The sequence below is a fragment of the Streptomyces sp. NPDC032198 genome (assembly GCF_040636975.1).
In the GTDB taxonomy this organism is placed as follows: Bacteria; Actinomycetota; Actinomycetes; order Streptomycetales; family Streptomycetaceae; genus Streptomyces.
Genome location: NZ_JBEZVL010000003.1, coordinates 226,882 through 250,291 on the forward strand (window position 1 = coordinate 226,882; position 23,410 = coordinate 250,291).

18 protein-coding genes are annotated in these 23,410 nt (G+C 70.2%); 3 read left to right on the top strand and 15 right to left on the bottom strand.

Going from position 1 to position 23,410, the window contains the following annotated elements; translation table 11 throughout:
- Positions 1-22: 22 nt before the first annotated feature.
- From AB0E78_RS09175 to AB0E78_RS09185, 3 genes are all read right to left on the bottom strand, one after another.
- Positions 23-1,681: a BCCT family transporter gene (locus AB0E78_RS09175; protein WP_361830431.1), complete on the bottom strand. Its 1,659-nt coding sequence runs from the start codon at positions 1,679-1,681 to the stop codon at positions 23-25.
- Between the two features lie 141 nt (positions 1,682-1,822).
- On the bottom strand, positions 1,823-3,121 hold the full coding sequence (locus AB0E78_RS09180) for a M14 family metallocarboxypeptidase (protein WP_361829881.1): 1,299 nt from the start codon (positions 3,119-3,121) through the stop codon (positions 1,823-1,825).
- Positions 3,118-5,082, bottom strand: coding sequence for a Xaa-Pro dipeptidyl-peptidase (locus AB0E78_RS09185; RefSeq protein ID WP_361829883.1), 1,965 nt, complete (start codon positions 5,080-5,082; stop codon positions 3,118-3,120). Before AB0E78_RS09185 ends, AB0E78_RS09180 begins: the two co-directional genes overlap by 4 nt.
- A gap of 194 nt (positions 5,083-5,276) precedes the next feature.
- Here AB0E78_RS09185 and AB0E78_RS09190 point away from each other — a divergent pair, with 194 nt between their 5' ends.
- Positions 5,277-6,767, top strand: coding sequence for a M1 family metallopeptidase (locus AB0E78_RS09190; protein ID WP_361829885.1), 1,491 nt, complete (start codon positions 5,277-5,279; stop codon positions 6,765-6,767).
- Positions 6,768-6,836: 69 nt separating this feature from the next.
- Here the strand turns inward: AB0E78_RS09190 and AB0E78_RS09195 are convergent, their stop codons facing one another.
- From AB0E78_RS09195 to AB0E78_RS09215, 5 genes are all read right to left on the bottom strand, one after another.
- Positions 6,837-7,739, bottom strand: a complete 903-nt coding sequence (locus AB0E78_RS09195) for an oxygenase MpaB family protein (protein WP_361829887.1) — start codon at positions 7,737-7,739, stop codon at positions 6,837-6,839.
- Positions 7,740-7,943: 204 nt separating this feature from the next.
- Positions 7,944-8,747 carry an alpha/beta hydrolase gene (locus tag AB0E78_RS09200; RefSeq protein ID WP_361829889.1) on the bottom strand — a complete coding sequence of 268 codons (804 nt, stop codon included), beginning with the start codon at positions 8,745-8,747 and terminating at the stop codon, positions 7,944-7,946.
- Between the two features lie 80 nt (positions 8,748-8,827).
- Positions 8,828-9,307 carry a hypothetical protein gene (locus AB0E78_RS09205; RefSeq protein ID WP_361829890.1) on the bottom strand — a complete coding sequence of 160 codons (480 nt, stop codon included), beginning with the start codon at positions 9,305-9,307 and terminating at the stop codon, positions 8,828-8,830.
- A 178-nt stretch (positions 9,308-9,485) separates the two neighbouring features.
- Positions 9,486-10,943, bottom strand: a complete 1,458-nt coding sequence (locus AB0E78_RS09210) for an amino acid permease (RefSeq protein ID WP_361829892.1) — start codon at positions 10,941-10,943, stop codon at positions 9,486-9,488.
- A 203-nt stretch (positions 10,944-11,146) separates the two neighbouring features.
- Positions 11,147-12,958, bottom strand: a complete 1,812-nt coding sequence (locus AB0E78_RS09215; protein WP_361829893.1) for an AMP-dependent synthetase/ligase — start codon at positions 12,956-12,958, stop codon at positions 11,147-11,149.
- A gap of 125 nt (positions 12,959-13,083) precedes the next feature.
- Here AB0E78_RS09215 and AB0E78_RS09220 point away from each other — a divergent pair, with 125 nt between their 5' ends.
- On the top strand, positions 13,084-13,827 hold the full coding sequence (locus tag AB0E78_RS09220; RefSeq protein ID WP_361830433.1) for a MerR family transcriptional regulator: 744 nt from the start codon (positions 13,084-13,086) through the stop codon (positions 13,825-13,827).
- Positions 13,828-13,858: 31 nt separating this feature from the next.
- On the opposite strand, the gene AB0E78_RS09225 is transcribed toward AB0E78_RS09220, so the two are convergent.
- The 6 genes from AB0E78_RS09225 to AB0E78_RS09250 all read right to left on the bottom strand — a co-directional run bounded on the left by AB0E78_RS09225 (position 13,859) and on the right by AB0E78_RS09250 (position 21,200).
- Entirely contained in the window at positions 13,859-14,005 is a 147-nt protein-coding gene (locus AB0E78_RS09225; RefSeq protein ID WP_361829895.1) for a hypothetical protein, read from the bottom strand.
- Positions 14,006-14,179: 174 nt separating this feature from the next.
- Positions 14,180-16,351: a 3-hydroxyacyl-CoA dehydrogenase NAD-binding domain-containing protein gene (locus AB0E78_RS09230; RefSeq protein ID WP_361829897.1), complete on the bottom strand. Its 2,172-nt coding sequence runs from the start codon at positions 16,349-16,351 to the stop codon at positions 14,180-14,182.
- Positions 16,352-16,596: 245 nt separating this feature from the next.
- The gene (locus AB0E78_RS09235) at positions 16,597-17,817 is read right to left on the bottom strand and encodes an acetyl-CoA C-acetyltransferase (protein WP_361829899.1); all 1,221 of its coding nucleotides are present in this window, start codon (positions 17,815-17,817) and stop codon (positions 16,597-16,599) included.
- Positions 17,818-17,864: 47 nt separating this feature from the next.
- The gene (locus AB0E78_RS09240) at positions 17,865-19,007 is read right to left on the bottom strand and encodes an acyl-CoA dehydrogenase family protein (protein WP_361829901.1); all 1,143 of its coding nucleotides are present in this window, start codon (positions 19,005-19,007) and stop codon (positions 17,865-17,867) included.
- A 10-nt stretch (positions 19,008-19,017) separates the two neighbouring features.
- Positions 19,018-20,043, bottom strand: a complete 1,026-nt coding sequence (locus AB0E78_RS09245; RefSeq protein WP_361829902.1) for an LLM class F420-dependent oxidoreductase — start codon at positions 20,041-20,043, stop codon at positions 19,018-19,020.
- Positions 20,043-21,200 carry a CaiB/BaiF CoA-transferase family protein gene (locus AB0E78_RS09250; protein ID WP_361829904.1) on the bottom strand — a complete coding sequence of 386 codons (1,158 nt, stop codon included), beginning with the start codon at positions 21,198-21,200 and terminating at the stop codon, positions 20,043-20,045. Before AB0E78_RS09250 ends, AB0E78_RS09245 begins: the two co-directional genes overlap by 1 nt.
- A 231-nt stretch (positions 21,201-21,431) precedes the next feature.
- On the opposite strand from AB0E78_RS09250, the gene AB0E78_RS09255 reads away from it, so the two are divergent.
- Positions 21,432-22,643, top strand: coding sequence for a saccharopine dehydrogenase NADP-binding domain-containing protein (locus AB0E78_RS09255; RefSeq protein WP_361829906.1), 1,212 nt, complete (start codon positions 21,432-21,434; stop codon positions 22,641-22,643).
- Here AB0E78_RS09255 and nfi read toward each other — a convergent pair.
- Positions 22,615-23,364 (bottom strand): deoxyribonuclease V, encoded by a 750-nt coding sequence (gene nfi, locus AB0E78_RS09260; RefSeq protein WP_361829908.1) that lies wholly within the window; start codon positions 23,362-23,364, stop codon positions 22,615-22,617. The two genes, AB0E78_RS09255 and nfi, sit on opposite strands and share 29 nt — an antisense overlap.
- Between the last annotated feature and the right edge of the window lie 46 nt (positions 23,365-23,410).

The window sequence follows — 23,410 nt, forward strand, 5'->3', positions numbered from 1 at the left end:
CAAGGAAGAGGGCGGTGCGGACTCAGACCGACTTGGCCTTGGTCGCCCCCTCGTCGTCCCCGTTGTCGCTCGGGCCGATACGGATCTCGAAGTCACCGTCGTACTGCTCGTGGCCCGCGATCACGGCCTTCTCGACGGCTTCCGTGCCGTGCTCGCCGCGCACGATCAGCGGGTCCTGGCGCAGGTCCCGCATGAGCGCCACGCACATCCCGATCATCACCAGGGTGAACGGCGCGGCCACCAGGATCGTCAGATTCTGCAGGCCCTGGAGGGCGTTGCCCGATCCGTCGCCGATGAGCAGCATGATCGCCGCCACGGCTCCGGTCACGACACCCCAGAACACGACCACGAACTTGCCGGGTTCGAGCGCGCCCTTCTGCGACAGCGTGCCCATCACGATCGACGCCGCGTCGGCGCCCGAGACGAAGAAGATGCCCACGAGGATCATGACGAGCAGGCTCGTCACCGTGGCGATCGGGTACTCGTGCAGCAGACCGAAGAGCTGCCCCTCGGGCGTGGACTCGTCGGCGAGGCCGCCGCGCTCCTTCACCTTCATCGCGGTGCCGCCGAACACGGCGAACCAGAGAAGGCTGACGGTGCTGGGCACCAGGATGACGCCGCCCACGAACTGGCGGATCGTACGGCCGCGGCTGATCCTCGCGATGAACATGCCCACGAAGGGCGTCCACGAGATCCACCAGGCCCAGTAGAAGACCGTCCAGCTGCCGAGCCAGTCCGAGACGCCCTTGCCGCTCGACGCCTCCGTGCGCCCGACCAGTTGGGGCAGATCCCCGAGGTAGGCGCCGATCGAGGTCGGGAGCAGGTCGAGGACGATCACCGTCGGACCCACGATGAAGACGAAGACGATGAGCAGGAACGCGAGCACCATGTTGATGTTCGACAGCCACTGCACCCCCTTCTCCACTCCGGAGATGGCGGACGCCACGAACGCCACGGTCAGGACGGCGATGATGGCCACCAGCAGGCTGGTGGGCACATCGCTGCTCCAGTCGAGCACCTCGAAGCCACTGCCGATCTGCAGCGCGCCGAGCCCCAGCGAAGCCGCCGAGCCGAAGAGCGTGGCGAAGATGGCGATGATGTCGATGACCCTGCCCCACGCGCCATGGGCGTGCTTCGCGCCGATGAGCGGCTCGAAGACGGCGCTGATGGTCTGCCTGCGCTCACGCCGGAACGTGCTGTACGCGATGGCAAGACCCACGACCGCGTAGATCGCCCACGGGTGGAGCGTCCAGTGGAAGAGGGTCGTGGCCATCGCCGTTTCCATCTTCGCGGCGGAGTCGGCGGGGTCCGTGCCCGGCGGGGGCGTCGTGAAGTGGGCGAGCGGCTCGCTCACGCCGTAGAACATCAGACCGATGCCCATTCCGGCGCTGAACATCATGGCGACCCAGGAGACGGTGCGGAATTCCGGCTCCTCGCCCTCCTTGCCGAGGGTGATCTTCCCGTACCGGCTGACGGCGAGCCAGAGCGCGAAGACGACGAAGCCGCTCGCGGCCAGCATGAAGGCCCAGCCGCCGTTGTGGATCAGGCCGTTGAGCATCTTCGTCGAGGTCTTCTCGAGCGAATCCGTCGCCACGGCGCCCCAGACCACGAAGGCCAGGGTGAGTACGGCGGTGACACCGAACACGATCCGGTCGGTCTGCGGGGCCCGTTCGGCGGCCAGGCCCGCCCCCGAATCGGGCGGGCCTCCCCCACTGTCCGCTTTCTGCTGTTCCTGCGTCACAAATGGCACCTTTCACAGAGTGGATACGTCAGATCAATGTTCTCCGTACCCCCTACCACATGTGACGCGCCTCTCACCTGCTCAACAGCCGGTGTCGGGCCTACCCGTCAGCAGGTGATAGGGAGCACGCTCGTCGAGCAGCAACGGTACGAGGTTTCGTGCCGACTGCCGCAGGGGGACGTAGGCACCCCTGCCCGCTGGCCTGACCTTGACTCCGTGCAAGGCCAGTTCATCCTTGACGTCGCCGTACTGTGCGGCGTCGAGCCGGTAGCCGCAGGGCGGGTCCTGGATCACTTCGGACGGCTCGGCGGGGTCGTTGTCCGCACCGCCGACATAGACGGGCCCTCGGTCACGGAAGCCTTCGAGGCGGGCCGCACCGGTGGCCGCCTCCAACTGGCCGCGCCGCTCGTCCGCGTAGGCGAACAGGCCGCCGAGCGCCGAGCGTTGGGACTTCACGCGGCGCCGGTTGTTCAGCGCCTCGTCCTTCTTCTCGGCATCGGTGAGCGGGTCGACGCGGCTCTCGATGAGCAGGCCCGCCGCGTGCTTGATGCCGGACATGTTGCGCAGGATGCGCTCCTGGCCGTCGCCCGCCGTCTGCTTGATCGGGTCGCCGGTCACGGGGTCGGTCCAGATCCCGTACGTCCCCGTCGTGTGGCCCGCCTTGTTGGCGGCGGGCCTGACGTAGGCCTGCGAGAGGGTCTGCGCCTCCTTGTGCACCGCCTCGTCGGTGTTCAGGTTGCGCGGCCACAGGTCGAACAGGTCTTTGTCGTAGTACTTCGGGGTCGCTCCGTACTCGTGCAGGTCGTAGATCGAGTCGGGCTGCCGGTCGCGGATGACGGCGGCCATGGCGCGGGCCTCCGCGGTCTGCAGGGAGAGGTGGTCGCGGTTGATGTCGACGCCGTCGGAGTTGCCGCGGGTGTCGGCGGCGCGGCCGTCCGGGTTGGCGGTGGGGACGACGAGGAGCGTGGTGCGCGAGAGGAACTTCCGGGTCTTCTTGTCCTTCGCGTACGCCAGGTCGCGGATGGTCGACAGGCAGGCGTCGCGGCCGGACGGTTCGTCGCCGTGCTGGCTGCAGATCAGCAACACCGTGTTCTTCGTGGGGCGTTCCCCGATGCGGACCAGTTGGACGGGCCGGTCCTGCTTGGTGGTGCCGATGCGGGACACAGAGACCCGGTCGGTCGCCTTGTCGACGGCGGCGAGGAGGTCCTGTTCCTCGGGCTGACTGGTCCAGCGTGCGCCGTTGGTCTCCTCGAATCCGGTACGGGGTGGCGTCGGCGTCGCCTGCGCGGGCGCGGTCACGAGGGGCGCGGCGAGCGCGGCGGTGGCGCAGGCGAGCACCATGGTGCGGACGCGGGGCGTGAGGCCGGTGCGGGGTCTCATGAAGTGCTGCCTCCCGGGATGGGGCGGAACGGACGCGGCGGGGCCACGCCGTCGAGACGGGATTCGCGCGGGGCGACGGATCCGGACGAGGTCCTGAACGCTTCGGCGCCGCCCACCAGCGGTACCTTCGCCGATGTACGGGCCAGGTCGATGGCGAGCGTCGGAGTGTCGGCGGGGGGATCGATGAGGTCCTTGTCGGTGCCCGCGACGATCAGCGCGAGGCGGTGGCCCTTCGGCACGACGTGGTCGCTCGCGGCCAGGTCGAGGGTGATCGTGCGCTTCTTGCCCGGCGTGAGGGGGCGGCCCTTGTGGTCGTCGGCCCAGTTGCCCAGGTCGGCCCAGCCGCGGCTGAACACCGTGTAGTCGACGTCGGCGGTCTTCGGCGCCGTCTCCTTGAAGCAGGAGCTGTCACCGGCGGTGCTCGCACCCCAGCAGGTGCGTTCGGGGAGCGTGGTGATGCCCTCGCCCGCGCCGGCGTAGTCGCGGATGGTGGCGGGGCCGAGGTCGACGAGGACCGCGGAGAGGTGGGCGGTGCGGGTCGTCGGGGTGGCGGTGACGGTCACCTCGGAGGAGCCCGACAGGCGCAGGTCGCTGCCCAGCGGCCTGCTGATGAAGCCGGCCTTCGACGGGGTCGAGGTGTCGACCCGGGCGGCCCAGTCGGTCTCGCTCAGCTTCGGGTCGTCGGTGAACGTCTCACTGCCGGTGCCGGGGCGCGTGCCGAGGGTGCCGACGCCGGGTGCGGTCCCCTTGCCTGGGCGGAGTTTCACCGTGTCGGTGCCGCGCGGCGGCCAGACGCGGTCGGTGGTCCACTGCCCGGGGGCACGCTCGATGTCGGCCATCGGCTCGCGGTCGATGCCGTTGTCGTAGCCGAGGAGTTCGTGGTCGAACCAGCGGTGCAGGGTGCGCACCCAGTCACCGCGCCGGAAGTCGAACGGGTCGACGTGACCGGTCTGGCTGAGCCACACCTTGCGGTCCACGCCCTCGTCGGCGAGGGCGTCCCACCACTGACCGAAGTGCTTCGTGCGGACGTTGAGGTCCTGCATGCCGTGTACGGCGAAGACGCTGGCCCTCACCTTGTCCGCGTCCGGGGTGTAGTCGCGCTCGCTCCACAGCCGGGTCCAGTCCCCGGTGCGGGGCGCTTCGTCGACAAGTCGCTTCTGTACGGCGGCGCAGCGGGCCCTGGCCTCCGGGCTCTCCACGTAGTCCGACAGCCACTCGGGGCCGCTGTCGTAGAGCGGGGCGCCCTTGGCGAAGTAGTAGTCGTACCAGGACGAGATCGCGCCGATCGGGACAATGGTCTTGAGACCTCGCACCCCGGTGGCGGCCACGCCCTGCGCGATGGTCCCGTCGTAGCTCTTGCCGATCATGCCGGTGGCGCCGTTCGTCCAGGACGCCTCGGCGTTCTTGCCCCCGGTGCGGGTGGTGTAGCCGCGGGCCCGGCCGTTCAGCCAGTCGACGACGGCCTTGGCGGACTGGATGTCGGAGCGGCCCCCGACGTCCACGCAGCCGTCGGAGCGGTTCGTCCCCGCGAGGTCGACGGCGACGAATCCATAGCCGCGGGGCACGAAGTAGTTGTCGTAGTAGAGCGGGAACTGGACGGGGTTGCCGTCCGCGTCGTAGGTCTTCTTCTGGCTCTCGTTGCCGCGCCCGCAGCAGGAGTAGTACGGGCTGGCGTCCATGATCACGGGTATCTTCCGCCCCTGCTGGGCGGGTTCGCGGGGCCGGACGATGTCGACGGCGACCCGGTCGGTCTTCCCGTCGCCGTCACCGTCGATCCTCGTGTCGACCCAGACGGATTCGCGGATCGCGCTCTCGTACGAGTAGACGGGCTTGCTCTCGCGCGGGGCGCTCGGCGCCCCTTGGGCGGCGCCCGGGGACACGAGCGTGGCAAGCAGGGCGGCCAGGGCCGCCGTCAGCAGTGATCTCCAGATCAAGCGCGTGCGTCGCGCACGTATCGGCATGGCGCGGAAGGTACACGGGTCAACTCCTGCGCGACAGAGGGCAGTACGCGACGACGACAGGTTCATGGGGCGATTTGGCACATGTCGGCCGAATGGCGATCGTGTGACAGCAGCGACCGTGGACATGACGCGTGGCCAGAGGGCTCAATAAGGTCGAGCCACCTACCGAAGTGCCCCTACGACTTGGAGCTCTTGTGCACCGCAGACTCATCGCCCCTGGCGCGCTCGCGGCCTCTCTGCTGCTGGCGATCCCGGCATCGGCCGCCGACTTCACGCCCGGGGCCCCGGGTATCGGCGATCCCTATTACCCGGCCAGCGGCAACGGCGGCTACGACGTCTCGCACTACGACCTGCGGCTGAAGTACCAGCCGAAGACCGATCTGCTCGAAGGCACGGCGACCCTCAACGCCACCACGACGCAGGACCTCTCCCGCTTCAACCTCGACTTCGGCCTGAAGGTCAGCGAGGTACGCGTCAACGGCAAGAAGGCCGCCTTCAAGAAGTCCGGCGAGCAGGAGCTGGAGATCACTCCGGCGGCCGGACTGCCCAAGGGCACGCCGATCACCGTCGTCGTCCGTTACGCGGGCAAGCCGTCCGAGGTGAAGATCAACGGCTTCACGGCGTGGGCGCGCACGCCGGACGGCGGCGTGGCCGCGCAGGAGCCGGATTCGGCCGCCTGGTGGTTCCCGTCCAACGACCACCCGCTGGACAAGGCGACGTACGACGTCTCGGTGTCCGTGCCCGACGGCTCGCAGGCCATCTCCAACGGCGTGCTGCAGTCGCAGAGTTCGAAGCTCGGCTGGACGCGCTTCAACTGGCGCTCGAACAAGCCGCAGGCCAGCTATCTGACGACGCTCGCCGTCGGCAAGTTCGACATCACGACGGACAAGACCGCGGACGGCCTGCCCGTCCTGAACGCCTACAGCAAGGACCTCGGCGACAACGCGGGGGCCGCGCGGGCGAGCATCGAGCGGTCGGTCGAGGTCACGGAGTGGCTGGAGACCGTCTTCGGCAAGTACCCCTTCAACGCCCTGGGCGGGTACGTCCCGAACGTGACGAGCGGTTTCGCCCTGGAGACGCAGACGCGGCCGTTCTACAGCCCGAGGCAGTTCGCGAACGGCTCCAACGTGTCCGTCGTGGTCCATGAGCTGGCCCACCAGTGGTACGGCGACAGCGTGTCCGTCGACGGCTGGAAGGACATCTGGATCAACGAGGGCTTCGCGCGGTACAGCCAGTGGCTGTGGTCGGAGAAGGAGGGCGAGGGTACGGCGCAGGAGCTGGCGGACTACGTGTACGCGCAGCACCCCGCCGACGACCCGTTCTGGAAGGTCAAGCCGGGTGACCCGGGTCCGGACAACCAGTTCGACATCGCCGTGTACGACCGCGGGGCGCTGGCCCTGCAGGCGCTGCGCAACAAGGTCGGCGAGAAGTCCTTCTCGGCGATCCTGAAGGGGTGGCCGAAGGAGCATGCGTACGGGAACGCGAAGGTGGGGGACTTCGTGAAGTACGCGGAGAAGGTTTCCGGTAAGCCACTCGCTGCGCTGTTCGATGCGTGGCTGTACCAGCCGTCGAAGCCGTCCGCTCCGGCCGCGGCCCGTGCCGGGGTCGCGCGTGCCGCGGGGGTCCCGGCTGCGCCGAAGTCGTGGAAGTCGATCGCTGCGACGAACGGTGTGCACGGTCACTGACACTGAACCGCCGCTTCGCGACGGATGCTTTCCCACTCACCCGCCGGGCAGGGCGGGTGGGTGGCGGCATCAGTCCGTCCGGCGATTGAGGACGAGCTCGGCGGAGCCGGTGATTCTCCTGTGCGCCCTGGCCCTGCGTGCCAGGGGCAAGTAGCGGAGGCGTTCCGGCAGGCGCGGGGCCACCGTGCGGATCACCCGGCCGAGGCGGCACAGGCGGCGCTCCTGGGCGTCCGTCCACGGCAGGCCGATCGCCGCCCTCGCGTCCGGCGGCATCAGGCCGATCGTGATGAAGCGGCGGAAGCGGGCCAGGGGCGGCAGGAGCAGCGGCCACAGGGCGCGCAGCGTCACCCTCAGCAGGTAAGGGCCGCGGTCCGGGGGCGGGACCGGGCGATCCGTGGCGACCAGGTCGCGCACCACCTCCGTCTCCTCCAGCTCATCGGCCAGGACCTTCGCGTAGTACGGCCAGAACTCCTCGATCGTCTGCGGCATGTCCCGGTCGTGGATGCCGAGGATCCGGCCGACCTGAAGCCACTCCGCGTACAGCTGCCGCTCCTGCGCCTCGGTGAAGGGCCGGCCCAGGTACTTCTGAGCGTGGTGGTAGACGGGGAACCCCGTGGCGTGCACCCACGCGTAGTACGCGGGCGTCAGCGCGTGGTAATCACGGCCGTGCGCGTCCGTGCCCCGTATGTGCTGGTGCAGTTCGCGCAGCCTGCGCCCCTCCTCGGCCGCGCTCTCGCCCCCGTACACCCAGGTCTGCAGCGACCGCAGCGAGCGCTCGCCGCGCCCCCAGGGGTCAGTGCGGAAGGCGGAGTACGTGTCGACGCCGGCGCCCACCGCGGGGTGCGCGACCTGCATCGTGAGCGCCGCGGGCAGGGCGAGCAGGGCGCGGACGTCGCCCGCGATGTCCCATAGGATCCCGTCGGGCGGAGGCGGGGGTGGCGGCTCCTCGGGAGTCCGGCGGCGGCTTGGCATCACGCGGCTCCCAGACGTCGGCGGGCCCGCCGGTCGGTGCCCGGACTGTCTGTGTTCCAGTATGCGACGCCCACGGTCACGGCGATCAGCAGGGGCGGCGGCACCCCAGCCATCCCGACCCGGGCCACCAAGACGGGAGCGGCACCGGCCGGCGCTTCTCCACCCTCACTGCCGCACTGCCTGCCGCACCGACTGCCGCACTTACTACCGCGCGACCGCGTACGACTCCAGGATGATGTCGACGACCGCGTCCGGCTCGCGCAGCGTCGGGAAGTGGTCGCTGTCGCGCAGCCGCACAAGCCGGCAGCCCGGGATACGGGCCGCCATCTCCTCGTTGCAGCGGACCACCTCGGGGGCGTCGCGCTCCCCCAGGGCGAGGACGCACGGCACGTCGAGCTCGCCGAGCCGGTCGAAGGCGGGCGGGTCGGGCACCTGGTGGGGGTGGACGGCGAACCAGGCCGGGAGCACCGCCCTGATGAGCGCCTCCGCCACGGGGTCGTCACCGGTTCCGGCGGCGGCCGACGTGCGCCTCACCAGGGCCACCAGGCCGTCCATGTCGCCCGCCTGCGCGAGCCGGCCCACCTCCGCGGTGAACTCCGCCATGGTGAAGTCCGGGTTGCCGGTGATGCCGGGGACCAGCAGGGCGAGCCCGGCCACCCTGGCGGGGTCGCTCAGCGCGAGGCCGATGGACGTGGTGCCGCCCATGCTCGAAGCCGCGAGGAACGCCCGTGCGACGTCGAAGTGGTCGAGGACCGCGACGAGGTCGTCGACAAGCGAGAACGGCGCGGTGGGGGCGGGAGACCTGCCGTATCCCCGCGCGTCGTAGCGGATGACCCGGCGGCCCCTCGCCAGGCGCGGCAGGATCCGGTCCCAGACGCGCGAGTCCGCGACCCCCGGATGCAACAGGACCAACGGCGGCGCATCACCGCCAGGACCACCCGGGCCTCCTGGGCCTCCCGAGTCCTCCGCCCAGACCTCGCCGTCCTTGACCGGCACCATGAGTTCCATGCCGCGAGCCTGACGTGACGGCACGCGCGGCGCCAGACCGGTGGGCCGTCCGGCGCCGGGCGGGACGCGAAAGTGTCCCCCTAGCGGCCGGAACCCGTCGCCGTGACGACCGGCTCCCCCACGATCCTGCTCGCCAGCTCGGAGGCCAACTCCGGTACGTGGAGGCGCAGTTCGATGTCCGCCGACGCCCGCTCGGACTCGATCCCGGCCTTCCCGTCGGCCAGTAGTTCATCGCGCTCCCGCACGCCGTCCACCCGGGCGGCGGCGATCAGGGCTGCGCCTTCCTCGCGGGCCCCCTGGCGCAGCCGCGCGGCCTCGTGCCGGGCCTCGGCCAGCGTCGCCTCGTGCTCGGCGCGTATCCGCTCGGCCTCGCGGCGCAGTTCCGCCGCCGGTCCGCCGGTGACCCCTTCGAGGATCGTGGCGCGTTCGTCGAGTACGCGATTGACGCGCAGGACCATGCGCCGGACGAAGAAGTAGACGGGGCCGAACAGGACGGCTCCGACCACGAGACTCTCGACATCCGGGTTGAGGGGACCGATCTCCATGGGAATGAGCTGCATGCCGCCGATCTACCCGCTCATCCGTGCACAACAACGCGCATCTGCACGGCAGTTGAGTGATTCCCGCCACTCCCCCGCCGTGCCGCCCCCGAACAGCGCGGTGGCGCCACCTCGGACATGTGTGGTGTCCGACGTGACGCCACCGTGGGCGCTGCCACTGGCCGTGGCCGTTGAACTGCTACTTCGTGAGGCCCGCCGCCTCGCGGTCCACCCTCTTGCGGATGGCGTACCAGCCCACGGCAAGCGCCGCCCCGATGATCGGGATGAGGTAGAGCGTCTTGCGGCCGATCTCGGGGTCCTTCCACATCAGGCCGAGCACGGCCAGCAGGAAGGCGATCGTGACGATCTCCGTGACCGGGCTGCCCGGGAGCCGGAAGCTCGGGCGGGTGATCACGCCTTCCTTGGCGCGGCGGACGAACGCCAGGTGACAGATCATGATGATCACCCAGGTGCTGATGATGCCGAGGGACGCCACGTTCAGGACGATCTCGAAGGCCTGGCTCGGCATGAGGAAGTTCAGGCCGACGCCGAGCACGCACACCGCGGAGGTGAGCAGGATGCCGCCGTAGGGGACCTGGCTCTTGTTCATCTTCGCGGTGAACTTCGGCGCCGAACCGGCCATCGCCATCGAGCGCAGGATGCGGCCCGTGGAGTACAGGCCCGAGTTCAGCGAGGACATCGCCGCCGTGAGGACGACCAGGTTCATCACGTCACCGGCCGCGGGGACGCCGATCTTGGAGAGGACCGTCACGAACGGGCTCTGGTCCGCCGAGTACACCGACCCCGGGAGCAGCAGCGCAAGGAGGATGACCGAGCCGACGTAGAAGAGGCCCACGCGCCACATGATGGAGTTCACCGCGCGCGGGACGACCTTCTGCGGCTCGGCGGTCTCGCCCGCCGCGACGCCGACCAGTTCGAGCGAGGCGTACGCGAAGACGACACCCTGCATGACGATCACGACCGGCATCAGGCCGTGCGGCAGGAAGCCGCCGTTGTCGGTGATCACACTCAGGCCGGGCGTCTGGCCGTCGACGTCGTGCTGGGTGACCAGCAGGAATATGCCGATGAGCATGAAGGCGACCAGGGCCGCGACCTTGACGATCGCGAACCAGAACTCCATCTCGCCGAAGTACTTCACCGAGATCAGGTTGATCACGAGGACGACGGCGAGGGCGATCAGTGCGAGCACCCACTGGGGGATGTCGGTGAAGAAGCTCCAGTAGTGCGTGTAGAGCGCGATCGCGGTGATGTCGGCGATGCCGGTGGTCGACCAGTTGAGGAAGTACATCCAGCCGGCGACGTAGGCGCCCTTCTCGCCGAGGAACTCACGCGCGTACGAGACGAACGAACCCGACGACGGCCGGTAGATGACCATCTCGCCGAGGGCGCGCACGACGAAGAAGGCGAATATGCCGCACACGAGGTACGCGACGGCGAGCGCGGGGCCCGCGGAGTGCAGGCGGCCGCCCGCACCGAGAAAGAGTCCAGTTCCGATCGCGCCACCGATCGCGATCATGTTGACGTGGCGGGCCTTGAGGTCCTTGCTGTAACCGGCGTCGCCCGCGTCCGCGGGGGCCTGGGACGCATCTGTGCGGGATGCGTCCGCAGCGGCCGTGTCTACGGCTTCCTTGCTCACGTGGGGGGTCTACTCTCTGGTGCCCGGAAAACTCCGGTGTCCGGATGTGCTCCGGTCCACGACACCCCTGATGTGCGTGGACCGACGCGACACCTTCCCCCAGAGATCGCCGGACATGCGGTGGCGCACGTCACATAGCGGAACTTCTCACATGGTGGGCAGGGGCTGTACACCCGATGATCACCAGGTGTAGGGCTCGTGAATCACTGGGGGTACAGCGCGCTGATGGCGTCCGCGTACTTCTCCCGGATGACCCTGCGGCGCAGCTTCAGTGAGGGTGTCAGCTCCCCGGTCTCGGGGCCCCACTCCTCCCCCAGGAGCCGGTAGCGCTTGATCTGCTCGGTGCGGTTGAGGCGTGCGTTGGCCGCCTCGACGGCGCGCGCGACCTCTTCCTGTACGGCCTCGCTCGCCATCAGGTCGCCCGTGATCCCCCGGGAGGCCGCCCACACCGGGGCCATCTCGGCGTCCAGGACGAGCAGCGCGACCAGGTAGGAACGGCCGTCGCCGTGGACGAGGGCCTGGCCTATGAGGGGGTGCTCCTTGAGGGTGTTCTCGACGAGTGCGGGCGAGACGTTCTTTCCCGTCGACGTCACGATCAGTTCCTTCTTGCGGTCGGTGAGCCAGAGGAAGCCGTCCTCGTCGATCCGCCCGACGTCACCGGTGGCGAACCAGCCGTCCGCGTCGCAGGCCGAATCGACGCCGCCGTCGGGCAGCAGATAGCCGTCGAAGACCGTCGCGCCGCGCACCAGGATCTCGCCGTCGTCGGTGGTGCGGATCTCCAGGCCGTCCAGGGGTTTGCCGACCGAGCCGAGCCGGAAGGCGGCCGGGGTGTTGATGGTGACGACGCCGGTCGTCTCCGTGAGACCCCACGCGTCCATGATCACGATGTCGAAGCCCGCCCAGAAGCGCACGACGTCCAGGGGCATCGAGGCCGCCGCGCTCGCGGTCCACACCAGGCGGTCGAAGCCGGCCAGGGAGAGCAGCGGGTCGATGGTCTTCGCCTTGGCCTCCCGGTACGCCGCCTCCAGGCCGGCCGGCGGTTCCTCACCGCGCTCGACGCAGTCCACACGCGCGCGTGCCGTCTCGTTCGCCGCCTCGATCGCCTCCCGCTGCTCCTGCGGCAGCCCCGCGAGCACGGCCTTCACGGACGCGGCCAGCTTCTCCCACACGCGCGGGACCCCGAAGAACTGCGCGGGCCGCAGCTCGCGCGCGGTCGCCGCGACGGCCGCCGGATCCGCGCACAGGTACACGTGCGAGACGCGGAACACGGGCAGGTAGATGCCCAGCATGCGCTCGGCGACGTGTGCGAACGGGAGGTAGCTGATGTGCTCCACGAAGTCGGGCAGCTCGACGACCGCGTCCAGGGCGACGCCGTTGAGAACGACGTTGCGGTGCGTGATGCGGACGCCCTTGGGGTCGCCGGTGGTACCCGAGGTGTAGACGACGGTCAGCGGGTCCTCGGCCCGGGACTCGCGCCAGGCCTTCTCGAAGGTGTCCGGGTCGAACAGCCGGCTACCGGTGGCGTGCAGGGAGCCGTACGTGCGGTGCGGGCCCGCGTCGGCCGCCTCGACGACCACTAGGCGCTCGATCGGGCTGTCGGGGTCCGACAGGAGCGGCTCCCAGCGTTCCAGCTCGCGGGCGCCCTCGATGATCGCGAAGCGGGCGCGGCTGTGCCGGACGATGTGCGCGATCTGCTCGGGGGCCGACGTGCCGTACACGGTGACGGGGACCGCGCCGAGGTGCACGAGGGCGAGATCGCTCAGCCAGTGTTCGGGGCGGTTGCCCATCATCATGAGGACGTGTTCGCCGCGCCGTACGCCGAGCGCCGTGTACCCGGCGGCGAGGACGGCGACCTTGCGGCGTGCTTCGCGCCAGGTCAGGGTCGTCCACTCCCCTTCGGGGGTGGCGCGCCAGGAGAGCGCGGGGCGGTCACCATGGTCCTCGGCGTTGCGGAGCAGCAGGGCGGGGAGGGTGATGTCGGCGGGTTCCCCGGGAAGTCGCAGGATCGTGGTCATGACCGCCTCCTGGCGTCATCGACGAAGCAAGTGACGGGGCCGGACGCTTTCACAACAGTGGTGAGACAGCAATACTGTTGCACCTGATCGGTGCACAACTGGGGAGGCGATGCGCTGCCATGACGATGACGACGACGTCAGACACCGACGAGCCGACCGAGCCGACGCTCACGGTCGACGAGCTGGCCGCGCGCGCGGGTGTCACCGTCCGCACGATCCGCTTCTACAGCACCAAGGGTCTGCTGCCGCCACCCGTGATCGGCCCGCGCCGGGTCGGTCACTACGGCCAGGAGCATCTGTCGCGGCTCGGGCTCATCGAGGAGCTGCAGCACCAGGGCATGACGCTGGCCGCGATCGAGCGGTACCTGGAACAGCTGCCGCCTGATCTGAGCGCCCACGATCTGGCCATCCACCGTGCGGTGGTGGCCTCCTGGGCTCCCGACTCGGCCGAGGAAACCGACCACGCCGAGCTGGAGCGCAGGGCGGGGCGTGCGCTGAACGGGGCGGACCTGGACCGGCTCTCGGCGATGGGGGTCGTCGCGCCGACGGAGCACCAGGGGTCGTACCGCGTGGATCCGGGGCTGCTGCGCCTGGGCGTGGAACTGCTCGACGTGCCCATCGCGCACGAGACCATCCTGGCGGCGCGCACGGTCCTGATGGAGCACACCCGCTCGGCCGCGGTCGAGCTCTCCCGGCTCTTCCGCGACGAGGTGTGGGGGCCCTACCGGGACCGGGAGTCGGACCCGGAGCACGTGGCGGCGATGCGCTCCCTGTCGGCCCATATGCAGCCGATGGTGGTGCAGGCCCTGGTGACGGCGTTCCAGCGCTCCCTCAAGGAGGAGCTGCGGGAGTGGCTCAAGGAGACCTGAGCCACTCGCCGTCCGGTTGCTGCGCCGTCTGCTAGACCGTGGCGTTGGCCGCGGTGGCGGTCGGCGTCTCGCCCTGCGAGGCCTGCCGCAGCCACTGTGCGCAGACCTCGGCGAGAACGCCCAGGTCCTGCCGTTGCTGCGGTAGCCGACCTGACCGTTGGCGACGGCGTTCTTGCACCTGCCGCCCGGGTCCTTGCACACGGAAGGTGCCTTGGCGCGGCTGTGCAGTTCCGTGCTGACGGTGCGCAGAGCGGCGGGCATGGTGTCGGCGGGCGGCAGGATCGCCTTGGCGACGCGGGCGCGAAGACCTGCGGTTCCGCCCCCGAGGGGGTGGAACCGCAGGTGAAGAGGGTCAGGCGTCGCTGAACTTCTCGCCCTTGTCGGCCTTTTCGACAAGGAGCGCGGGCGGCGTGAACCGCTCCCCGTAACGGTCGGCCAGCTCACGCGCGCGGGCCACGAAGCCGGGCAGGCCGCCTTCGTAGCCGTTGATGTACTGGAGCACACCACCGGTCCAGCCGGGGAAGCCGATGCCGAAGATGGAGCCGATGTTGGCATCCGCGACGGACGTCAGGACGCCCTCCTCGACCAGGCGCACGGTGTCGAGCGACTCGGAGAAGAGCATGCGCTCCTGCATGTCCTTGAACGGGATCTCCGTGCCCGGCTTGGTGAAGTGCTCGCGCAGCCCCGGCCACAGGCCCGCGCGCTTGCCGTCCACGTAGTCGTAGAAGCCCGCTCCCCCGCTCCGGCCGGGGCGCTCGAACTCGTCGACCATGCGGTCGATGACGGAGTCCGAGGGGTGCCCGGCCCACGTGCCGCCGGCCTCCTCGACGGCGCGCTTGGTCTCGTTGCGGATCTTGCGCGGCAGGGTGAGGGTCAGCTCGTCCATCAGGGAGAGGACCTTCGCCGGGTAGCCCGCCTGGGCCGCGGCCTGCTCGATCGACGCGGGCTCGATGCCCTCGCCGACCATCGCGACGCCTTCGTTGATGAAGTGCCCGATGACGCGCGAGGTGAAGAAGCCACGCGAGTCGTTCACGACGATCGGCGTCTTGTTGATCTGGCGGACGAGGTCGAAGGCGCGGGCGAGCGCCTCGTCCCCGGTCCGCTCGCCCTTGATGATCTCGACGAGCGGCATCTTGTCGACGGGCGAGAAGAAGTGCAGGCCGATGAAGTCGACGGGCCGCGTGACGCCCTCGGCGAGCTGGGTGATCGGCAGCGTCGAGGTGTTGGAGCAGAGCAGCGCGTCCGGTTCGATGACGTCCTGGATCTCCTGGAACACCTTGTGCTTGAGCGAGGTGTCCTCGAAGACCGCCTCGATCACGGCGTCGCAGCCCGCGAGATCCTGCGGATCGGCGGTCGGCGTGATGCGGGCGAGGAGCGCGTCGGCCTTCTCCTGGGTTGTACGCCCTCGCTGCACCGCCTTGGCACACAGCTTCTCGGAGTAGGCCTTGCCCTTGGCGGCGGCCTCGGCGGAGACGTCCTTCAGGACGACCTCGATGCCCGCGCGGGCGCACGAGTAGGCGATGCCCGCGCCCATCATCCCGGCGCCCAGGACGGCGGCCTTGCGGACCGGGCGGGCCTCGATGCCCTTGGGGCGGTTGGCGCCGGAGTTGACGGCCTGGAGGTCGAAGAAGAACGCCTGGATCATGTTCTTCGCGGTCTGCCCGGTGACCAGCTCGGTGAAGTACCGGGCCTCGATGGTCAGCGCGGTCTCGAAGTCGACCTGCGAGCCCTCGACGGCCGCCGCGAGGATGTTGCGCGGGGCCGGGTAGGGGGCGCCGTTGATCTGCTTCTTCAGGTTGGCCGGGAACGCGGGCAGGTTCGCCGCGAACTTCGGGTTGGCCGGGGTGCCTCCGGGGATGCGGTAGCCGGGCTTGTCCCAGGGCTGCTGTGACTCGGGGTTGGCGTCGATGAAGGCGCGGGCCTTGGCGAGCATCTCGTCGCGGTCGGCCACCACTTCGTGGACGAGGCCGTTCTCCAGGGCGCGCTTCGGGGAGTACTGGGTGCCCTGGAGGAGCACCTTGAGGAGCGCGTCCGCGATGCCCATCAGGCGTACGGTGCGGGTCACGCCGCCGCCCGCCGGGAGCAGGCCGAGGGTGACCTCGGGCAGGCCGATCTTGGATCCGGGCGCGTCGAGCGCGACGCGGTGGTGGCTGGCCAGGGCGATCTCGTAACCGCCGCCCAGGGCCGCGCCGTTGATGGCGGCGACGACCGGCTTGCCCAGGGTCTCGATGCGGCGCAGGGAGCTCTTGATGGCGACGCCCGCCTCGAACGCGTCCTGCGCGTTCTCGGGGCCCGCCTGCATCATGTCCTTGAGGTCACCGCCCGCGAAGAAGGTCTTCTTGGCGGAGGTGTAGATGATGCCGCGGATGGAGTCCTTCTCGGCCTCCGCGCGTTCGGCGATCGCCGCGATGGAGTCCTTGAACGCCTGGTTCATGGTGTTCGCGGACTGGTTGGGGTCGTCGAGTACGAGCGTGACGACGCCGGTGTCGTCCTGTTCCCAGCGGATGGTCGTGCTTTCGGTCATGGTCTTGTCTCCGTGAAGTCTTTGGGGCGGGGTGAGCGGCTACTGGGGTGGGCTGCCGTGCTCCGTCGCCGTCTGCGGGTCGTGGTGGGTTGCTCGCGCAGTTCCCCGCGCCCCTGAAGGCATGCGCTGCGCGCAGCCTTCCCCGATGAGATGCCGCACGAAGTGCGCCTCTCAGGGGCGCGGGGAACTGCGCGACCAGCCACGACGTGCCCGCAGTCGGCGATGGTCAACAGCCCTACCGGCGCTTAGCCAGAGACCCGCTCCACGATCGTGGCGATGCCCATGCCTCCGCCGACGCACAACGTGGCCAGGCCGTACCGCTTGTCCTGACGCTCCAGCTCATCGACCAGCGTCCCCAGGATCATCGCCCCGGTCGCACCCAGGGGATGGCCCAACGCGATCGCGCCGCCGTTGACGTTGACCTTGTCCAGGGACAGGCCCATGTCCTTGACGAAACGGAGGACGACCGCCGCGAACGCTTCGTTGATCTCGACGAGGTCGATGTCATCGATGGTCAGACCCGCCTTGGCGAGCGCCTTGCGCGCGGCAGGGGCGGGACCGGTGAGCATGATGGTCGGCTCGGAGCCGGAGACGGCCGCGGAGACGATCCGGGCGCGCGGCGTGAGACCGTAGCGCTCGCCGACCTCCTTGGTGCCGATGGCGACCAGGGCGGCGCCGTCCACGATGCCGGAGGAGTTGCCCGCGTGGTGGACGTGGTCGATCTTCTCGACCCAGTGGTACTTCTGCAGCGCGACGGCGTCGAAGCCGCCGAGGTCGCCGATGTCCTTGAAGGACGGCTTCAGCTTGGCGAGCGAGTCGGCGGTGGTGCCGGGGCGCATGTACTCGTCGTGGTCGAGGACGACCAGGCCGCTGCGGTCCTTCACCGGCACGACGGACTTCTCGAAGCGGTTGTCCTTCCAGGCGGCCGCGGCGCGCTCCTGGGACAGGGCGGCGTACTCGTCGACGTCACGCCGCGAGTAGCCCTCGACGGTGGCGATGAGGTCGGCGCCGATGCCCTGCGGCACGAAGCCCGTCTCGTAGTTGGTCATCGGGTCGGCGAACCAGGCGCCGCCGTCCGAGGCCATCGGGACGCGCGACATCGACTCGACGCCGCCCGCCAGGACGAGGTCCTCCCAGCCCGAGCGCACCTTCATCGCGGCCATGTTGACCGCTTCGAGACCCGAGGCACAGAAGCGGTTCTCCTGGACGCCCGCGACGGTGTCGGGGAGCCCCGCGGCGATGGCCGCGATCCGCGCGATGTCGGAGCCCTGGTCGCCGACGGGGCCGACGACGCCGAGGACGATGTCGTCGACGGCCGCCGGGTCCAGGGCGGGGAACCGCGCCCGGATCTCGTGGATCAGGCCGACGACGAGGTCGATCGGCTTGGTGCCGTGCAGGGCGCCATTGGCCTTGCCGCGTCCGCGCGGGGTGCGGATCGCGTCGTATACGTACGCTTCGGTGGTCAAGACAGCAGCCTTTCGCAAAGAACTGTGCAGGTGAGGGTGGGGAAGGCTCAGGCGAGCAGGGAGCGGCCGATGATCTCCTTCATGATCTCGGTCGTACCTCCGTAGATCGTCTGGATGCGGCCGTCGGTGAAGGCCTTGGCGACGCGGTACTCGGTCATGTAGCCGTACCCGCCGTGCAGTTGCAGGCAGCGGTCCGCGACGCGTTTCTGCAGTTCGGTGGCCCACCACTTGGCCATCGACGCGTGCACGGCGTCGAGTTCCCCGTTCGAGTGATCGACGATGCAGCGGTCGAGGAACGAACGGGTGACGGCGCATTCGGTGGCCATCTCGGCGATCTCGAAGCGGATGTGCTGGAGCTTGGAGAGCGGGCGCCCGAAGGCCTCGCGCTCCTTGACGTACGTCGTGGTGATGTCCAGGAGGTGCTCGGCGGCGGCGATCCCCGCGACGGCGATGCCCATGCGCTCCTGCGCGAGGTTGGTCATCAGGTGGATGAAGGCGCCGTCGAGGTCGCCGAGGAGGTTCTCCTTGGGGACGCGTACGTCGTTGAAGAACAGCTCGGCGGTGTCCTGGGACTTCTGGCCGATCTTGTCGAGGTTGCGGCCCCGCTCGAAGCCGTCCATGCCGCGCTCGACGACCAGGAGGGACAGCCCCTTGGCGCCGCCCTCCGGGGAGGTCTTGGCGACGACGACCACGAGGTCGGCGAGGATGCCGTTCGAGATGAACGTCTTGGAGCCGTTGAGCAGCCAGTGGTCGCCCTGGTCGGTGGCGGTGGTGCGGATGCCCTGGAGGTCGGAGCCCGCGCCGGGCTCCGTCATCGCGATGGCCGTGATGATCTCGCCGGAGCAGAAGCCGGGCAGCCAGCGCCGCTTCTGGTCGTCGGTGGCCAGGGAGGTGAGGTAGGGGCCGATGATGTCGTTGTGCAGGCCGAGCGCGAGCCCGGCCGTGCCCGCGCGGGTGAACTCCTCGGCGAGGACGGCGCTGTAGCGGAAGTCGGTGTTCCCGCCGCCGCCGAACTCCTCGGGCACGGCGAGCCCGAGCAGCCCCTGCTTGCCCGCTGCGAGCCAGGCGTCACGGCTGACGATGCCGTCCTTCTCCCACTCCTCGTAGTGGGGCAGCACCTCCTTGGCGAGGAAGGTGCGGACGGTCTCGCGGAACGCCTCGTGTTCGGCGGAGAAGATCTGTCGCTTCACGTTCGGCCTCCTAGAGCCAGCCCTTGACGGTCTCGATCAATGTGGCCGGCTCGGGGCCGACGGGAATGACGTTGAGCATGTCGACGCCCGCCGCGCGGAAGGCCTCGACGCGCTCGCGGACGTAGCTCTCCGGGCCGCACAGCGACATGAGCTCGCAGAACTCGGCCGGGACGGCTGCCTCGGCTTCCTTCTTCTTGCCGGAGAGATACAGCTCCTGGATGAGCTTGGCTTCCTTCTCGTAGCCGTACGCGACCGCGAGGTCGTTGTAGAAGTTCTTCCCCACCGCTCCCATGCCGCCTACGTAGAGGGCGATTTGGGGGCGGGCCAAATCCCGTACGGCCGCCGCGTCGTCACCGATGGCGAGCAGGCCGCCCGCGACCGTCTGCAACGGGCCGAGCGCCGGATCGCGCTTCTCCTTGCCCTCGGCGAGCGGGGCGCCCCACACCTGGTGGGCCTTTTCCGGGATGAACAGGGTGGGGAGCCAGCCGTCGGCGATCTCGGCGGTCATGCGCACGTTGGCCGGGCCCAGGGACGCCACGTAGAGGGGCACTTCGGAGCGGACCGGCTTGGTGAGGATCTTCAGCGGCTTGCCCAGCTTGCCGCCCTTTTCCTTGGGCAGCGGCATGTCCGTGATGCCGTGGTGGTCGATGACCTCGCGGCGCAGGATGCGGCGGGTCAGCTCGATGGTCTCGCGGGTGCGGGCCAGCGGCTTGTCGTAGGGCTTTCCGTGCCAGCCCTCGACGACCTGCGGCCCCGAGGCGCCGAGCCCCATGATCGCCCGGCCGCCGGAGATCGCGTCGAGTCCGGCCGCCGTCTGGGCGATGAGGGCCGGGGTGCGCGAGTAGACGTTGAGGATCGCGGCGCCGATCTTCATACGCTCCGTGCGCGCGGCCAGGTAGCCCATGATGGTGGGCGAGTCGAAGCCGTACGCCTCCGCCACCCAGACGGCGTCCAGACCGGCGGACTCCAGGGCCGCGACGTCGTCGGCGGCCTGGCGCGGGTCGCCCGCGTAGGCGAGAGGTGCGGAGAGTTGCATCAGCTGTCTTCCTTCGTGGGTGTGGCGGACTGCTGGACGAGGGCCGGTACGTCCCAGTCGCGGGCCACGGCCTCGGTGTCGGCGCCCGGCTGGGCGGGGCCGCCGCGGACGTGGGTCGGGGTCGAGGAGAAGCGGGGCGCGGGGGCGGGCTGCGTGATGCCGCCGTGGTCGACGAAGGTGCCGCGGGCGGCGAGATGGGGGTGGTCCGGAGCCTCGCGCAGCGAGAGGACGGGCGCGACGCACGCGTCGGAGCCCTCGAAGACGGCCGTCCACTGCGCACGCGTGCGGGCCTTGAAGCGGGTGGCGACCGCCTCGCGCAGCTCGCCCCAACGGGCGAGGTCCTTGCGCGCGGGCGCCTGCTCCGTCAGGCCGAGCAGTGCGATGAACTCATCGTAGAACTGCTGCTCGAGCGCGCCGACCGCCATGTATCCGCCGTCGGCGGTCTCGTAGTTGCCGTAGAAGGGGCAGCCGCCGTCCAGGAGGTTGGCGCCGCGCCGGTCCTGCCAGCCGCCGGCCGCGAGCATGCCGTGGATCATCGATGTGAGGTGGGCGGTGCCGTCGACGATCGCGGCGTCCACGACCTGGCCCGTGCCGTGCTCGCGCGCGTGGTGCAGCGCCGCGAGGATGCCGACGACGAGGTAGAGCGAGCCGCCCGCGTAGTCGCCGACGAGGTTCGCGGGGACGGTGGGCGGCTCGTCGGGGTTGCCGATCATGCCGAGGGTGCCGGTGATCGCGATGTACGCGATGTCGTGCCCGGCGCGTTGGGCGAGCGGCCCCTCCTGGCCCCAGCCGGTCATCCGTCCGTAGACGAGCCTGGGGTTGCGGGCGTGACAGGTGTCGGGGCCGACACCGAGGCGCTCGGCGACTCCGGGGCGGTAGCCCTCGATGAGGACATCTGCGCGGTCGACCAGGTCGAGGACGCGGTCCGCGCCGTCCGGCGCCTTGAGGTCGACGATCACGGAGCGTTTGTTGCGGTTGGTGACGTCGTACTCGGGATTGATCGCGAGGCCGCCGCCGCCCGGTCGATCGACGCGTACGACGTCGGCGCCCAGGTCGGCCAGCAGCATGGCCGCGAACGGGCCCGGGCCGATGCCCGCCAGCTCGACGACGCGCACTCCTGCGAGCGGTCCGTGAACGCCCTTGTCCGGCACTGCCATTGAGCCCCCAGCGCTATGACACAACTGATGTAACACCAGTGATGCTAAGAACGTGTTCCACTCCGCACAAGACCCTAGCAAGCAAGCGCTTAGACAAAAGTGGGGAGAGAACCCGGGGTGCCGGGCCCTTCGACGGCGGAATGTCCAGGGGTACCGCCTGGTAACCCCTCCTGTTCCGCACGCTAGCCTCGGCCACCGACATCGGCACGGGGCGCACGGCAGAGAGGTGCCATGACCAGTCAGCACGGCAACGGCAAGGAGCGTGCGGCGGACCGCACGTACGACATCGTGCTCTTCGGGGCCACCGGTTTCGTGGGCGTCCTCACCGCGGAGTACCTCGCGGCGAACGCCCCGGAAGGGCTGCGCTGGGCGATCGCGGGGCGTGACACCGGGAAGCTGGAGCGGCTGCGGCACAAGCTCGCCGAAGCCCACCCGGCCTGCGCGGAGCTCCCCCTCGTCCGCGCGGACGTGGCGGACCCGGTGACCCTGCGGGAGATGGCGGGCCACGCGCGCGTGGTGGCCACGACCGTCGGGCCCTATCTCCAGTACGGCCAGGAACTCGTCGCCGCGTGCGCCGAGGCGGGCACGGACTACGTGGACCTCACCGGTGAGCCGGAGTTCGTCGACCTCACGTACGTGCGGCACGACGCCCGCGCCCGGGAGACCGGCGCGCGCCTCGTGCACTCCTGCGGCTTCGACTCGGTCCCGCACGACCTGGGCGCGTACTTCACCGTGCGCCAGCTCCCGGAGGGTGTGCCGCTGCGGGTGGACGGGTTCGTGCGCAGCAACGCGACGTTCTCCGGGGGTACGTTCGCCTCCGCGCTCGCCCAGTTCGCCCGGGGGCCGCAGATGGTGGCCGCCGCACGCGACCGGCGGCGGCACGAGCCGCGCCTGGTGGGCCGCAAGGCGTACGCGCCGCCGAGCGCTCCCCGGTACGCGGGCGAGGTCGGTGCCTGGGCCCTCCCCCTGCCGACGATCGACCCCCAGGTGGTGCAGCGCTCGGCGCGGGCCCTGGAGCGCTACGGGCCCGACTTCCGCTACCGGCACTACGCGGCCGTGAAGACCCTGCCGTTCGCGGTGGGCGGCGCGGCGGCCGTCAGCGGTCTGGTGGCCGCGGCCCAACTGCCGCCCGCGCGGCGCTGGTTGTCGTCGCGCCTGAAGCCGGGCGAGGGGCCGAGCGAGCAGCGGCGCGCGGACAGCTGGTTCTCCGTACGGTTCGTCGGCGAGGGCGGCGGCAAGCGGGTGTTCACGGAGGTCTCGGGCGGCGATCCGGGGTACGACGAGACGGCGAAGATGCTGGGCGAGGCGGCGCTGTGCCTGGCCGTCGACGACGACCTGCCGGACGTGGCGGGGCAGCTGACCACCGCCGTGGCGATGGGCGACGCGCTGACGGCGCGGCTGACGGCGGCGGGGCTCAGCTTCCGGGTGGCGGCGTCGCGGTAGCGGCCGCCTCGCCCGGTGCCGCGCCGGTCGCCTCGCGCAGGGCCGCGCGGCACAGGGCGTCCGCGCGGCGCGTCGACTCCGGAAGACGGTAGCGCGGCGTCAGCCGGAGCGTGTGGGCGCAGGCATTGTCCAGGCTCACGCGATGGCCGACGGAGACGAAGACCGGCTTGACGCCCTCGCGGGTGCGCAGGGCGCGGCCGAGCTCCTCGTCTCCGTCCAGGAGCGGGGCCGCGCTGCCCCGCGCCGCGTCCGGAGCGTCGTACGTGAACGTGAAGGGGTTCTTGGCGACGCCGATCGTGGGCAGGCCGGTGAGGACGCCGAGGTGGCTCGCGAGGCCGAACCTGCGGGGGTGCGCGATGCCGTAGCCGTCGCAGACGACGAGGCCCGGTGCCGCGTCGAGCGCGTCCAGGGCGGCGAGGACGGTGGGGATCTCACGGAAGGCGAGCAGACCCGGCACGTACGGGAAGGCCACGCGGCCCACCGCGGTGGCCTCCTCGACGACGTCGAGCGTCGCGGCGTCCAGGACGACGACCGCGGCGGCGACCAGGTCGCGCTCGTCGTCGTAGGCGACGTCGACACCCGTGACACGTCCCGTGCCTGGCTCGGGGCCCGCCTCGTCGAGCACGACCCGGGCACGGAGCCCGTCCTGGACCGCGCGGGCGGCCGGTTCGTCGGTGGGCCAGTCGGCGGGGGTTTCGGAGGTGACCGTGTGCGTTGTCATCGTGCGGGCAAGCCTAGGCGGCCCTCACCCTTCGACCGCCGGACGG

Bases quoted from the DNA above. Each gene is read 5' to 3' on its own strand.
- AB0E78_RS09180 (WP_361829881.1), bottom strand. From the start codon at position 3,121: ATGAGACCCCGCACCGGCCTCACGCCCCGCGTCCGCACCATGGTGCTC.
- AB0E78_RS09185 (WP_361829883.1), bottom strand. From the start codon at position 5,082: ATGCCGATACGTGCGCGACGCACGCGCTTGATCTGGAGATCACTGCTG.
- AB0E78_RS09195 (WP_361829887.1), bottom strand. From the start codon at position 7,739: ATGCCAAGCCGCCGCCGGACTCCCGAGGAGCCGCCACCCCCGCCTCCG.
- AB0E78_RS09200 (WP_361829889.1), bottom strand. From the start codon at position 8,747: ATGGAACTCATGGTGCCGGTCAAGGACGGCGAGGTCTGGGCGGAGGAC.
- AB0E78_RS09205 (WP_361829890.1), bottom strand. From the start codon at position 9,307: ATGCAGCTCATTCCCATGGAGATCGGTCCCCTCAACCCGGATGTCGAG.
- AB0E78_RS09215 (WP_361829893.1), bottom strand. From the start codon at position 12,958: ATGACCACGATCCTGCGACTTCCCGGGGAACCCGCCGACATCACCCTC.
- AB0E78_RS09220 (WP_361830433.1), top strand. From the start codon at position 13,084: ATGACGACGACGTCAGACACCGACGAGCCGACCGAGCCGACGCTCACG.
- AB0E78_RS09230 (WP_361829897.1), bottom strand. From the start codon at position 16,351: ATGACCGAAAGCACGACCATCCGCTGGGAACAGGACGACACCGGCGTC.
- AB0E78_RS09245 (WP_361829902.1), bottom strand. From the start codon at position 20,043: ATGCAACTCTCCGCACCTCTCGCCTACGCGGGCGACCCGCGCCAGGCC.
- AB0E78_RS09250 (WP_361829904.1), bottom strand. From the start codon at position 21,200: ATGGCAGTGCCGGACAAGGGCGTTCACGGACCGCTCGCAGGAGTGCGC.
- AB0E78_RS09255 (WP_361829906.1), top strand. From the start codon at position 21,432: ATGACCAGTCAGCACGGCAACGGCAAGGAGCGTGCGGCGGACCGCACG.
- nfi (WP_361829908.1), bottom strand. From the start codon at position 23,364: ATGACAACGCACACGGTCACCTCCGAAACCCCCGCCGACTGGCCCACC.